The following is a 13,641-nucleotide window of genomic DNA, read 5'->3' on the forward strand; positions in this document are numbered from 1 at the left end:
TCCCTATGATGCTATGCAACCGCTCGCCGCCGCACGGGTAGGGATAGCACGTATGTCCTTCATTCACCGCCCAATCCGCGCCTTTACGCTCATCGAACTGCTCGTGACCGTCAGCATCATCGTCCTGCTCGTCGGGCTCACGCTCCCGGCGCTCAAAAGCGCCCAGCAAGCCGCCAAGCGGGCCGTCTGTCTCTCCAACCTTCGCCAGATCGGCGGCGGCATCGGGTTCTACATGGGCGATAATCACGGCGAAATCCCCGAGGTGCAGACCGTCCCCGTCGATCCGTTCGCGCCGACGATCATGAGCGTTCTGAAAAAGTACGACCTGCCCGAGTCGATCTGGAAATGCCCCGCCGACCGCGAACTTTTCGCACAGGTGGGCACCAGCTACGAATACTTCATCGGGTTCTACCTGACCATGATCGACCTCGACGCCGCCAACTCCACCGGCAAGAAGAACGAACTGATGCACACCTTCGAAAAATTCCCCGCGATGGCGTTCATCATGATCGACGGCGAAGCGGCGCATCCGGGCGCCGGCAACGAAGACGGCGGGGGGCGCAACGCGCTTTTCCTGGATGGTCACGCCGACTGGTTCACGATGCCGCAATCGGGAGGCAGCACGCCATGAGAGGACTCAAGACCGCGCTCTACCTGCTGATCATTCTTTCATGCACCGCGGGAGGCGTGTACCTGATTCACGACTACTTCGCCGCCCAGCCGCCGGACCTGAACACCGCGAGCCCGGACGAGCTGATCGCGTTCATGTTGTCGCCGTATTTCAATCGCCTCTCGCCGGAGGATCAGCGCTATTACACGGAACAGGCGATGAAGCGGTACGCGAAGATGGATGACGATCAGCGGAAGATCGTGGAGGATCGCATCGCGCAGATGAAGAAGGATCATCCGGAGGAGCTGCGCGATCAGGCGATGCGCGTGTGGAAGCAGTTTGTCGTCTCGGAGGCGGAGCAATATGTGCAGCTTCCGCCGGACCAGCGCGCCGCCTGGCTCGACGGGCGTATCGCGGTGTGGAAGGCGATGGGGGCGGGGGACGAGAAGCGCAATGGCGAGACGGACGAGCAGCGCAAGAAGCGCGAGGAAGAGCGCAAGGCGCCGTTCGACGCGGCGAAGCAGCAGAAGGTGATCCAGTTCTTTCAGACCGATGTATTGCCCAAGACGACCGCCCGCGAGCGGGCGCTGGTGATGGCGCTGGCGAAGGACGCGGTCAGGAAGATGAAGCCGAAGTAGAGCAGTTTCAGAAATCAAAGGGTGTCTCCAACGAGCCGCGACCGTAAGGGAGCGGTCAAGGAATGATCTTTGGATACGGGTTCGACCGCTTGCTGACGCGCGCGGCTCGTTGGACGCGGGTACGCATTGATTGAAACCGCTCTAAAACCGCTGAACGTCGAGCCAGCTTTTCCAGATGGCCAGACTCAACAGCGAAAACAGCCGATGCGTGTGATCGATTCGGCCCCGCTGGTGATCGACGATTAATGTCTCCATCATCGGGCGGTGCAGGCCCATGTCCCGCAGGCCGTGATTCTCGAGCAGCCATCGCTTCAAGAGCGGCGTCAGATCCTTCGCGAACCATGTCCCGATCGGCACTGCGAAGCCCATCTTTTTGCGGGCGCACACATCCGCCGGCAGCAACGGCCGGGCCATCGATCGCAGCATCGCCTTCGTGCGCCGACCCGGCATGAGCGTCGTCATCGGCGTCGCCAGCGCCGCCTCCGCCAGCGCTCGGTCCAGCAAGGGGCATCGCACTTCCAGCCCCGTCGCCATCGACGCCCGATCGACCTTGCGCAAGAGATCCCCCGGCAGATAGTGCAGAAAATCCCACCACCGCGCTTTATCCGCCGGGTCCATGAAATCGTCGCGCTCGGGCGTCATCGCATCCTTCGGCACGCTGCCCATCGGCCGCACACCCAGCGCCGACATCTGCGCATCATCAAAAATGCGCACCATGCTGAAGTAGCGCGCCGCTTCGTTGCCGATGCGCGCCGCGTCGATCAATCGGCGGAGCCGGGCCGAACGCGACTTCTGCTCGCCGCCGAGCAAGCCGCGCGGCCCCTTGCCGATCCACCATGCATGTTTGTCGAGCATACGCATCGCCACGTAGCGTTCGTACCCGCCGAACAGTTCGTCGCCCCCGTCGCCCGACAGCGCGACCGTCACATGCTCGCGCGCCGCCTTGCTGAGCCAGTACGTCGGCAAAATCGACGAATCCGCCAGCGGCTCGCCCATCGTGGCGATCAGGTATTTCAAATCCTCAAAAACCCGCGGTTCGGCCCGCAACGCATGATGCTCCGCGCCGATGTGATCCGCCACCTTCTTCGCCCATGGCCCTTCGTCATACGCCGCTTCGGGCATCGAGACGGAAAAGGTCTTGAGCCGCTCGCCGCGCGCCGCCAGTTTCCGCTGCGCGATCGCGGCGACAATCGAACTGTCGATCCCGCCGGACAGGAAGCACCCCAGCGGCACATCCGCTTCGAGCCGCGCCTCGACCGCATCTGCGATCAGCGCCATCATCTCCGCCGCGTCGGCCGGCTCCGACCGCGCCGGCGGCGGGGGGCCCGGCTTGTCCGCCCGCCGGGGGCTTAAGCGCAGCCACTGCATCGGCCCGATCTCGCGCACTCCCTGCGACAGCGCGAACCCTTCCGTATACCCGAACGCCAGATACTGCCGCAGCGCATCGGGGTCGACGCTCAGCTTGCGACCGACGCCGGCGAGGACCGCGCCGACCGTGCTTGCGAAAACCAGTTGATGTTCATCATGCCAGAAATACAGCGGCTTCTTGCCCACCGCGTCGCGCACCAGCAGCATCTCCTCGCCGTCCCAGAGCACGAAGGCGTACATCCCGCGCAGCCGCGACGGCAGCGACTCGCCCCACTGGCGATATCCGTGCAGCAAAACCTCCGTATCGCTGTGGTCCGTCTTGAAATGACAACCCGCGTCGGTCAACTCCGCCCGCAGGGCGCGGTGATTGTAGATTTCACCGTTGAACACGACGCGCAGGCCGTCGATCGACATGGGCTGATGTCCGCCGGCGATGTCGAGAATCGACAGGCGCGTGTGGACGAGTCCGCAGCGATCGTCGATGGCGATGTTCGATTCATCGGGCCCGCGGCAGTGCAGCACGGAACGCATCGCTTCGAGCCGCCGCCGGTCGACCGGCTCGTCATCGAATCGAAGAATCCCGCCGATGCCGCACATGTTTGATCGACTCCCTGGCGAGGTGAAGATTCAGCACGAAGACACGGAGACGCGGAGACACGAAGAAGGCGCAAATCAGGTGTGCAAATCACAAATGGCCTAAACATGCGACGCTCGATTACGTCCGCCGCATTGAACTTTCCGCCTTCCTCTCCGTGTCTCCATGTCTCCGTGTCTTCGTGTCAAAATCGCCGCGCTTTCAAACCGCCTTGTCGGGTTTATTGTGGGTCTGCACGCGGAGGCGCAGTTCGTCGAGCTGGACCTGATCGACGGGGCTCGGGGCCTCGGTCATCAGGTCGGCTCCGGTCTGCGTCTTGGGGAAGGCGATGACGTCCCGGATGTTCGTCGTGCCGCACAGGTGCATGATCATGCGATCCAGCCCCAGCGCGATCCCGCCGTGCGGCGGAGCGCCGTAGCGCAGCGCATCGAGAAGGAACCCGAACTTGAGCTCCGCCGCCGCCGGATCGATGCCCAGCAGGCCGAACACCTTCTGCTGCACCTCGGGGTGGTGAATACGAATGGACCCGCCGCCGAGTTCCGACCCGTTCAAGATGATGTCGTATGCCTTGCTCTTGACGGAGCCGGGGTCGGTCTCGAGTTTGGCCAGATCCTCATCGAGCGGCGCGGTGAACGGGTGATGCAGACTGTCCCAGCGTTTGTGATCCTCGTTCCACTCGACCGCCGGGAAGTCGACGACCCAGAGCCACTTCCAATCGCCCGGTTTGATCATGCCCAGATCGTGCGCCAGCTTGACGCGCAGCTCGCCCAGCACGCGATGCACCACCTTGAACGAGTCGGCGGCGAAGCACAGCAGATCGCCTTCGACCGCGCCGGTGCGGGCGATCAGTTCGCCGGCGATGGGCGCGATGAATTTGGCGATGCCCGTGTCCAGCGCGCCGCCGGCGACGACCTTCGTCACCGCCAGGCCCTTCGCGCCGTACCCCTTCGCCCAATCGGCCAGCCCGTCGGTCTGCTTGCGCGTCATCGCCGCGCCGCCGGGCACGCGGATCACTTTGACCAGCCCCTTGTTCGCCACCGTGTCGGCGAACACCTTGAACTCGGTCCTGGCGGCAAGGTCGCTGATGTTGACCAGCTCCATGCCGAAGCGCAGGTCCGGCCGATCGGACCCGAACCGGTCCATCGCCTCCGCGTAGGTCATGCGGGAAAGCGGCGGCACTTCGATGTCGAGAATCTGTTTCCAGATTCGCCGCACCAGTCCCTCGATCATGTCCATGACATCCTGCTGCTCGACGAAGCTCATCTCCAGGTCAAGCTGCGTGAACTCCGCCTGACGGTCGGCCCGCGGGTCTTCGTCACGGAAGCAGCGCACGATCTGCACATATCGCTCCATCCCCGCCACCATCAGAATCTGCTTAAAAAGCTGCGGACTCTGCGGCAGGGCGTAGAACTCGCCGGCCTGAAGGCGCGACGGCACGAGAAAGTCGCGGGCGCCTTCGGGCGTGGACTTGCACAAAAAGGGCGTCTCGATTTCGTAGAACCCGTTCTCGTCGAAGTAGTCGCGCATGATCTTCGTGACGCGATGGCGCGTGCGGAGGATGTGCTGCATCTCCGGCCGGCGAAGATCGATGTAGCGGTACTTGAGGCGGCGCTCCTCGGCGACCTTCTTCGCCTCGTCGGGCACGAACGGCGGGGTCGTCGCCTTGTTGAGAATCTCCAGCGTGTCACAGTCCAGCTCGATCGCGCCGGTGGGGAGTTTCGGATTGGCCATGCCCGCCTCGCGCGGCACGACCTTGCCGCTCACGCCGATGACGTCCTCGGCGCGGAGCCGATCGGCCAGATCATGTGCGTTTTTGTTTTCGGGATGGAACACGAGCTGCGTCAGACCTTCGCGGTCGCGCAGGTCGATGAAGATCACGCCCCCGTGGTCCCGGTAGCTGTTGACCCAGCCGAGAAGCGAGGCGGTTTGACCGGCGTCGGTGGCACGAAGTTGTCCGCAGGTATGGGTGCGCTTGAGCATGGTGGCAATCTCGAAAAGTCACTCGATAAAGGTCCGCCATGTTAGCAGGGTCGGGGGTCGGTGGCGAGCCAATGGAGAGCTGTCAGCGATCAGCGGTCAGGTGCCAGCGGCGGAGCAATCGCCGGCCGACTTGCGGGCTGCTGATGCCTGTGTGCTGATGGCTGAGGGCTTTGGCTAAAAACCGATGTGTGCGTCGACGTGTCCGTCGAAGTAGAGGTAGTTGCGGACGGGCAGGCCGTTGAAGTAGTCGTGCATGGGCTCAAGGGCGACTTTGCCGCCCCAGCCGCCGGGGTGGGTCAGTTCGTCGATCTCCTGCATCATGGCCGTCGAATCGGGGCGGTACACGTCGGTGACTTTCTCCGGCGGGGCGGCGCTGGGGCCCGGCGGATAACCGAGCAGGCGCTTGCCATGCTTGTCGAGCCCGTCGGCGACGTACGTAACCCACACGGTCGGATCGACATTCGGCGGCGCGACGCGCGCGAAGCCCGGACAGATGAACACGTCATTCATCTGCATCACCGACGACACCGGCTTCTTGCCCAGGTACGGAGCCAGATAGCCGGAAAGCACGTAGAACGTCGAACTATAGCCGGGGAACTGGCCGGACGTCGTCGGCCCGGGCAGCGACTGCTTGTAGTCGGAGATGTACATCTCGGTGGCGATGCGGATCTGCCGCAGATTCGACGCGCATGCGACGCGCCTAGCCGTGATCTGCGCCTGCCGCAGCGACGGGAGCAGAATGGCGATGAGCAGCGCGATGATCGTCACGACCACAAGCAACTCAATCAAGGTGAAGGCACGTTGTCGCATGACATCCTCACTATAGCGGCCGCTCGACGAGCGGTTTCGATTAACCCTGTCGCCGGCGCATCAGCGTCGCCGCGCCGCCGATGAGCAGCATCGCGGCGGACGCGGGTTCGGGGACGGTCGTGATCGTCAACTGGGCCGGGGCGGATTGGACATCGGTGCCCCATCGGAAGTTGGTCAGGATGCTATTGGTTTGCGCGTAGGTGTCGCCGTCGGCGTTGACGCGCAGGACGACGAAGTCGCCCGCGACCGCGCCGGCGGTGTAGAGACTTTGCAGGTAGCTGCCGATGGCGATGCTCTGCGGGATGTTGGTGGTGAGCGTGGCGGCGGCGGTGTTGGCGGCGACGAGATTGTTGACGAGTTTCGTGGGCGCGACGCCGTTGAGCAGTATGCGCGGGTCGGTGTCGGCATGCACTTCCCACGAACCGACGAGGGCGGGCGAGCCGTGAATGTAGCCGATGCCCCAAAGGTCGGTGTTGAAGGGAAGCGTGTTGGGCGAGGTGAGCGTCAGGTGCAGCGCCGCGCGATCGATGCCCAGCAACGGGTCGGGCAGTGCGAAGAACATGATGCCGTTGTAATTGGCCGGTCCGGAGGCGGCGCCGACGATCAGCGCCTGGGTATTGAAGGTGCCGTAGTTGCCATTGCTCGTCAGACGGTAGACGGCCCCGTCGGCGGCATCGGAGTTGACGACATACATCGCGCCCATCGCCGATCGCGCCGCGCCGAAGCTCAGGGTGATGAGCACGGCGAGCAGCAGCACATGGCGCGATTGCGAGCGGGCGTCATTTGCGGCGCGATCACGGGATTGCGAAGTGGTTTGGACAGCGGCTTGAGTGTGACGGCTCATTGTTGTCTCTCCTTCGGGGATGGTTTTGAGTCGGCTTGGAGGCGGAGCGTGAGCGTCGCGCGGCGGTCGGGATCGGTCCGATGCGAGCCGGCGAAGCGGATATTGGCGAACGGATGGTCGGGCGAACCGTCAAACTCGGCGGCGACGGGCGCATCGGCATTGAGGCGCAGCACGACGAAGTCGCCCGCTTCCGCGCCGTGCTTGTCGTACAGATCGTTGAGGTACTGCGCCAGCGCCGGCTGATGCCGATCAATGACGGCGACCATCTGACCGATCGCGGCGGCCTGACCGGCGGGGATCAGGTTGTCGATGATGCGTACCGGCGGCGCGTCATTGAGAAGATGACGCGCGTCGGCGTCGGCGTTCAGCCGCCAGTCGCCCGACAGCGCCGGCCGGCCGCGCACATAGCCCAGTCCCCACAGGTCGATGTTCGCATGTTCGAGTCGGCCGGCCGACTGAACCGTCAGGTTCAGCGTCGCATCCCGAATCGCGCCGCCGTCGCGGTCGGGGAGCTGAAAGAACAGAATGCCGCTGTAGTCGGCGGGGCCGGTCGCCGACCCGACGATCAGGTCCGCGTTGCTGAACGCCCCCAACTGCCCGCTCGGCAGCGCGTACACCGCACCGTCCGCGTCCGCCGAGGGAATCACCAGTTCGCCATCGGCGCTGACCATCGGCGTCGATCCGCCGCCGTCGCGCCAGACGAAGCCGGTCGTCGGATCGACGATGACGCCCATCGTCGCCGCCAGCAGCTTTTCGCCAGAAACGCCTTCGCCGTGCAGACTGACTTTGACCATGCCTTCGGTGACGTCGATGTGCACGCGGCGGGTTTCGTCGATGAGCACATTGAAGCGCGTGCCCAGATCGACGATGCGCACGCCGCCGGGGGCATCGATGGTGAACCCGGAGCGGGCGTCGGCGGCAAGGCGGCCGGCTTCGAGAATCGCATGAGCATTGCCCCTGATCGAAAGTCGCGCCGGGCCTGTCAGCTCCACGGCGCTGCCGTCGAGGAACGTGAGCTTGATCGACCCGCCGGCGAGTCCGATCGTGTCGGCGGAAAACTCGTCGCCGGGCACATGCGGCTCGCTCGCCCAGCTTGCATTGATCACATCCGTCAGCACCGCCACCGGCCGCGCCGCCGTCGAATTGGTCGGCATTGTGCCGTTCATCGACATGAACGCAAGCATCACGGCGATAAGCACGACCGCCGCCGCGGCGCCGATCCATATCCGCCGTCGATGCATGCGCGGCGTGCCGCCGCGGCGCTCGGGCTGGCGGCGGACGATCTGGCGGCGGATTTCGTGATGCAGCATCGACCGCAGCGCCAGTTCGCGCGCCGCTTCGGGATCGTCGCGCATGAGCCGGCACATCGCTTCGAACGACGCGGCGTCCTCCCCTCCATCGAGGTACGCGTCCATCGTCTGCTGTGCTTCGCGGAGGTTCATCGTCATGCCGCGCCCTCCGCCAGACGTTTGCGGATGCAGTCCAGGAGCGTCTGCCGGGCGCGATGGAGCATGACGAATACGGCGTTGGGCGTCATGCCCAGCCGCGCGGCGATGTCGGCGGCGGAAAGGTCCGAGCGGTACCGCCATTCGATGGCGTCGCGCGTGCGCCCGGTCAATGTCGAGAGGCACTGATCCAGCGCCCGGCGTCGCGTGTCGGCTTCGTCGGCCGCCGCTTCGTGCGCCGCGGCGAAGGCGGCGAGCGTCCGCTCATCGAATACGAGCCGATCGCCGGTCCGCGTGCGGTAATATTTGAGCACCCGGTTCCGCGCGATGCCCATGATCCAAGGCAGAAACGGCCGCGCCCGATCGTACGTCCCGATCGCCGCCGCCGCGTCCATCGCCACCGTCTGAATCAAGTCCTCCGCATGCTGGAAGTCCCGCACGGAGGCGAAGATAAACGACGACACCGCGGCTTCCGCGTCGAGCCACCGCTCCGCGAAAAGCCGCACCAGTTCACCGGCCTGTTCATTCCGTGGCGCTTCCATCCATGGATAGTGTCCATGATTGGAGCGAACCTTACATCAGACACAATAAAAAAATCCGAAACTAGAAACTAGAAACTAGAAACTAACTCCCCGCCCCCGGTTCGACCACTTCGACGTCGCAGACGCTCAGTCGGTCGTAGACGCGGCGTTCGTGGCGGATGGGCCACCATTCGTAGAGGAAGATTTCCATCGGCCGCCACATCGCCACCCAGCCGCCGATGATCAGCGACTCGCGCGCGATCTGCATGAGCGGGCGGCCCTCCGCCAGCGGGATGAGCAGGTCCGCCGCCAGCACGCACGCCGCAAGGAACAGCACGCCGATGATCAGCGCCGAGCGCCCCGTGGCGAGCAATCGGCGCAGTCGCCGGCGGGTGATCGAAGCGCGGTAGGCGAAGAAGGCGTGCACCGCTTCGGTGATGCGCTCGCGGGCAGTGGGATCATTCGCCGGTTTGGTCAGATGGATGCGCAGATGAAACGGCGAGCGGCGGTGCTCCTCCGTGGCCCAACTGACGATGAACTCCTCCGCATCCTGATCGAGGTCCTTTTCCGGAAACGGCGAAGGATCGAGCGAATTGAAAAGCTGATTGACCTCCGCGATGCGGATTTCAATGATCGCCGGTTTGCGGGCGGAAGGGCGTGACATGGGATTGGCTGACGACTGATCGCTGACCTCTGACCGCTGCCTTACGGTTTCTTTTCTTCGTTGCGGGAGGTCGCGTAGGGCTTGCCGGCCAGGGGGTCGGTCGGGGGCTTGGGGCTGGCGAACCATGCCGCCGGATCGTCCGTCACGATCAGCACGCCGTACATCTTGAAAAAGTGACCGGGGAAGGTGCACAGATACAGGTATTCGCCGGGCTTTTCGGGCGTTTTGCAGTCCATGCGCGTCGACCCGCCGGGGTTGATCAATAGCGACGAGTGAAGCACGGCGGGCAGGTCGGGGATGAACTGCTTCTGCGTCAGGTCGGCCGTCGGCTGCATGACCGCCGCCGCCATGCCGATGTCGTTGAGTTTGCCGGGCATGCCGATGACGAGGTTGTGCTGCATCACGTCGGTGTTGTCGAAGATGATGTGCAGCATCGTGCCCGCCGGGACGGCGAAGTAGTGCTTGTCATAGATCATCATCTCGTGCAGCGCCCGCAGACTCAACACATGCACGCCCGCCGCGTACATCTGCGACGCGATCTTGTACTCCTGATCGACCGGCAGCTCGCGCGCCACCTGCATGCACAGCGCCCCGACGAGCACCGCGTCGTCCGAATCCTTCTGGTCCGCCGGCAGACCCTTGAGATGATCGAGGCAGCGCTGCGCCAGCCCGGGCAGCATCTTCGTCTTCTTGTCATCGGCCGTCGCGCGGATCGCGCCCATGACCGCCATGCGCTGCACCGCCAGATCCGCCGGCTCCTGCGCGATGAGCAGGTTTGTGATCAGCGCCAGCGCCGGTTGATCCTCTTCGTCATCCGGATTCAGCGCGCCCAGCGCCGTGACGAGCACGGCCGCGGGGTCGGTCTTGTCGATCGTCGCGATGCCCTTGATCGCCTCGTCGCGCTGCGCGGCGGTGAGCCCGGCGCGGGTGAGCATCACCTCGTAAATCGGCTTGTACTTCGGGTCGTCGGTCGACCGGTGGAGTCCGAGCAACTGCTCGTTGGACAGCTTGCCGAGCTTGTACTTGACGAGCCGGGGGTTCTTGGAAAGGTCGATGTCGGCCGCGTCTTCGGCGCGCGCCATCGACGCGGTGAGCAGAAGGCCCATGAGAACGACGATCGCGCAGCGGGTTAAGATCTTCACCAGCGGGGTCTCCGGTCGTGTCATGTTGATCGTACGCATGGCTCGGTCAGCGTGTGCGGACGATTATTTTTTCACGCTGTCGAGCGTCTTGGTCGTCTCGTCGAGCGTGTACTTGAGGTATTTGTCGAGCGGCTTGTCCGCGGCTTCGAGGGCGATTTCGATGGCGGCGTCGGCCTGATCCTTCGAGTCGGTGAAGAAGCTCAAGGCACGGATCGCTTCGAGCCGCACGCGCGGGTTCTCGTCCTTGGACTGCACGGCCAGGAGCTTGAGCGGGTCCTTGACGCGATCGCGCCAGTAGCAGAGGACGCGCGTCGCGGCGGCGCGGGCGTGGAAGTCCTTGGCGGCAAGCACCTGCTTGAGCAGCGCTTCGTCGACGACGTTGAAGCTCTGATGCAGCCAGAGCGCTTCGAGCAGGTTGTGCTCGTAGGTCGGCTCGGACTTGTCGAGTCCCGCCACCCATTTGTTCAGGGCGGCCATGACGTCGTCGACGTTCCGGCCGGTCAGCTCGATGCGGGTGCGATAGCGGACGCGATCGGTCTCGCTCTTGAGGAGGTCGAGCAGTTTGTCGATCGGCTCGCCGGCGATCGGGGCGGGCGTGACCAGCGGCATGCCTTCGTAGGTGACCTTGTAGATGCGGCCGTGCTTCTGATCGCGGCTCGGGTCGCGCAGGTTGTGCTGCATGTGACCGATGATCGGATTCTGCCAGTCGCAGAAGTACAGCGCGCCGTCCGGGCCCATCTCGAAATCCACCGGGCGGAAGTTGTAGTCGTCGCTCGAAAGAATCGGCTCCTGTTCCGTCGCGGACAGGCCCGAGCCGTCCTCACTGATCTTGTAATGGAGGATGCCCTGCATGCCGATGACGTTGCCGACGAGCAGATCGCCCTGCATGTCCTTGGGGAACGCGGGGCTCGAGAGGATTTCGGTGCCGGGGCAGGGGCGTGTGCGCTGCTTGTAGAGCACGGGGGCGCCGCCCTTGTGCTTGGCGGGATAATCGGTGTGACCGGAGAACGAAGCGCCCATGTAAGGCACCGCGCCCGTGCCGTCATGCACGATGTCGTAGCCCCAGTAGTCGAACACGTGCCCGTGCGGATTGGCGAAGTTGTAGGGGACGTAGACTTCGAACTTTGCGGTGCGGGGCTCGAAGCGGTAGACGCCGGCGTTGATGTTCCGCACGGCGGCGCCCCACGGGGTTTCGACCTGCGTATGGTGGAACGTGCCTTCCTGCCAGTAGAACGCGCCGCCGGGGTCCATCACGAAGCTGTTGGACGTATGGTGCGTGTCCGCGGTGTCCATGCCTGAAAGCAGCACGGTGCGCTGATCCGCCTTGCCGTCGCCGTCGGTGTCCTTGTAGAAGACGATGTCGGGCGCCTGCGCGACGATGACGCCGCCGTTCCAGAACTCGAAGCCCGTCGGGTCTTCGAGATTGTCCACGAACGCCGTGACCTTGTCGGCCTTGCCGTCGTGGTTCGTGTCCTCAAGCACCAGCAGCTTGTCGTCCATCGGCGTCTTGGGCTGCCAGTGCGGGTAATTCTTCCACGACGCGACCCACAGCCGGCCCTGCGTGTCGAACGACATCTGCACGGGGTTGATCAGTTCCGGGAACTGCTCTTCGGAGGCGAACAGGCCGACCTTGATGCCCTTGCCGAGCTTCATGTGCTTGATCGCTTCCTCGCCGCTGAGGAATTCGTGAGCGCCGTTGGGGCCCTTGCCCGGCTCGTTCGTATCCGTCTCGACGAACGGCGGCGTGTTGGAGTCATCGACCTGTCGATCCTTGCCCATCGCGACGGCCCAGATGCGCTGATCGCGATTGGACGTCATCACGTCCAGCACTTCCAGCTCGCGCTGCATCGTGTCGTAGTTCATCGGCAACAGGTCTTCCTTCTTGACGTCCTTGGCGCTCTTGACCTGCCGCACCGCCGCCTTGGAGAAGACCAGGAACGCGCGGGCGCCGAAGGTCGAGTAGCCGTCGACCATGCGATACCGGCGATACCAGTAGAAGTTCTTGTCCTTGACCGCCTCATTGATCTGCGTCAGCGAAGCGCCGTTTTTGGGTTCGACCGCGGCGCCGAAGAGCGACTTGTCGATGATCTGAGCCAGCACCTTGTTGCCGTCTTCGTTGAGGTGCACGCCGTTGATCGTCAAGGGTGACTTGGCGGCGGCGTAGGCGGCGAGCGTCGGCGTGTACAGATCGACGAAGGGGATGTTTTTGGCCTTGGCGACTTGGGCCATGGCTTCGGTGTAGAGCTTGAGGTTCTGGTTGTTTTCCTTGCCGTCGGGGAGGTTCGGATTGTGCAGGTCTTCATGCGCGATCGGCGAGAAGAGGACCAGCCGCGGGGCGCTCTTGCCGTTGTACTTCTGCGCGAGGGTGTGGTCGATGAAGTCGTTGAGATCCTTCTTGAACTGATCGAGGCCCTTTTCGCCGGCGAAGGATTCGTTGTAGCCGAAGAACGCGAAGATGACGTCGGCGTTGGTGTTGGTCTTGGCGAAGCGGTTTTCCTGATACCCGCCGATGGGGTTGCCCTTACCGGCGAGCCACTCGTCGGGGGACCCGAAGTTCATGGACCGGAGCCGGCCGTCGAGGGCGACGGTGTCGGCGGAGAACCCGAGGTTGCGGATCACCAGATCGTCGCCGGCGAAGCGGGCCTGGAGCATGGTCTCGACCCAGCCGTCCTTCTGCATGCGGTCGGCGAGCGTGTTGCCGATGATGCAGATGTGGTCGCCTTTGTTGATCTGCAGATCGGCGGCGGCGGCGAAGTTTGAGACGAGCCCAAGGCCCAGGGCGATGAGGCAGGACCACGTGAGCAGATTGCGGCGTTGAGTCATGAATCTGTGCTCCAGGGTGAAGTCAGGTCGGTCGGGGGGGGGTTGAAGGCGTCTGCGGAGAATCCTCAGCAGGGTGACGCGAGCCACCCATGACAACCCGATCAACGTACCTTGTCAAATGATATTGCGTCACCATGCTAAGCTTTTGCGTCATGGGGCGGGATGACACGCGATGGATGCCGGGCCGGGGCGACATGGGTA

At 64.0% G+C, this 13,641-nt stretch carries 11 protein-coding genes; 2 read left to right on the forward strand and 9 right to left on the reverse strand.

What is annotated here, in order from left to right; translation table 11 throughout:
- The first annotated feature begins 13 nt into the window (after nucleotides 1–13).
- Together GC162_09850 and GC162_09855 are read left to right on the forward strand one after the other, a co-directional pair.
- The gene (locus tag GC162_09850; GenBank protein ID MBI1368942.1) at nucleotides 14–631 is read left to right on the forward strand and encodes a prepilin-type N-terminal cleavage/methylation domain-containing protein; all 618 of its coding nucleotides are present in this window, start codon (nucleotides 14–16) and stop codon (nucleotides 629–631) included.
- A complete protein-coding gene (locus GC162_09855) occupies nucleotides 628–1,248 on the forward strand; it encodes a hypothetical protein (protein ID MBI1368943.1) in 621 nt (206 codons plus the stop codon). Before GC162_09850 ends, GC162_09855 begins: the two co-directional genes overlap by 4 nt.
- Before the next feature lie 141 nt (nucleotides 1,249–1,389).
- Here the strand turns inward: GC162_09855 and asnB are convergent, their stop codons facing one another.
- From asnB to GC162_09900, 9 genes are all read right to left on the reverse strand, one after another.
- Nucleotides 1,390–3,213, reverse strand: a complete 1,824-nt coding sequence (gene asnB, locus GC162_09860) for an asparagine synthase (glutamine-hydrolyzing) (GenBank protein ID MBI1368944.1) — start codon at nucleotides 3,211–3,213, stop codon at nucleotides 1,390–1,392.
- 199 nt (nucleotides 3,214–3,412) lie between these two features.
- The gene (gene aspS / locus GC162_09865; GenBank protein MBI1368945.1) at nucleotides 3,413–5,191 is read right to left on the reverse strand and encodes an aspartate--tRNA ligase; all 1,779 of its coding nucleotides are present in this window, start codon (nucleotides 5,189–5,191) and stop codon (nucleotides 3,413–3,415) included.
- 174 nt (nucleotides 5,192–5,365) lie between these two features.
- The gene (locus GC162_09870) at nucleotides 5,366–6,001 is read right to left on the reverse strand and encodes a DUF1559 domain-containing protein (GenBank protein ID MBI1368946.1); all 636 of its coding nucleotides are present in this window, start codon (nucleotides 5,999–6,001) and stop codon (nucleotides 5,366–5,368) included.
- 40 nt (nucleotides 6,002–6,041) lie between these two features.
- Complete coding sequence (locus GC162_09875; protein ID MBI1368947.1) at nucleotides 6,042–6,845, reverse strand: PEP-CTERM sorting domain-containing protein; 804 nt, start codon at nucleotides 6,843–6,845, stop codon at nucleotides 6,042–6,044.
- On the reverse strand, nucleotides 6,842–8,434 hold the full coding sequence (locus GC162_09880; GenBank protein MBI1368948.1) for a hypothetical protein: 1,593 nt from the start codon (nucleotides 8,432–8,434) through the stop codon (nucleotides 6,842–6,844). Before GC162_09880 ends, GC162_09875 begins: the two co-directional genes overlap by 4 nt.
- On the reverse strand, nucleotides 8,290–8,832 hold the full coding sequence (locus GC162_09885; protein ID MBI1368949.1) for a sigma-70 family RNA polymerase sigma factor: 543 nt from the start codon (nucleotides 8,830–8,832) through the stop codon (nucleotides 8,290–8,292). Before GC162_09885 ends, GC162_09880 begins: the two co-directional genes overlap by 145 nt.
- 82 nt (nucleotides 8,833–8,914) lie before the next feature.
- Nucleotides 8,915–9,475 carry a hypothetical protein gene (locus GC162_09890; GenBank protein MBI1368950.1) on the reverse strand — a complete coding sequence of 187 codons (561 nt, stop codon included), beginning with the start codon at nucleotides 9,473–9,475 and terminating at the stop codon, nucleotides 8,915–8,917.
- 41 nt (nucleotides 9,476–9,516) lie between these two features.
- Nucleotides 9,517–10,656 carry a hypothetical protein gene (locus tag GC162_09895; GenBank protein ID MBI1368951.1) on the reverse strand — a complete coding sequence of 380 codons (1,140 nt, stop codon included), beginning with the start codon at nucleotides 10,654–10,656 and terminating at the stop codon, nucleotides 9,517–9,519.
- 24 nt (nucleotides 10,657–10,680) lie between these two features.
- Complete coding sequence (locus GC162_09900; protein MBI1368952.1) at nucleotides 10,681–13,440, reverse strand: azurin; 2,760 nt, start codon at nucleotides 13,438–13,440, stop codon at nucleotides 10,681–10,683.
- Between the last annotated feature and the right edge of the window lie 201 nt (nucleotides 13,441–13,641).

It is taken from the genome of Planctomycetota bacterium, assembly GCA_016125255.1.
Lineage (GTDB): Bacteria > Planctomycetota > Phycisphaerae > Phycisphaerales > Zrk34 > RI-421.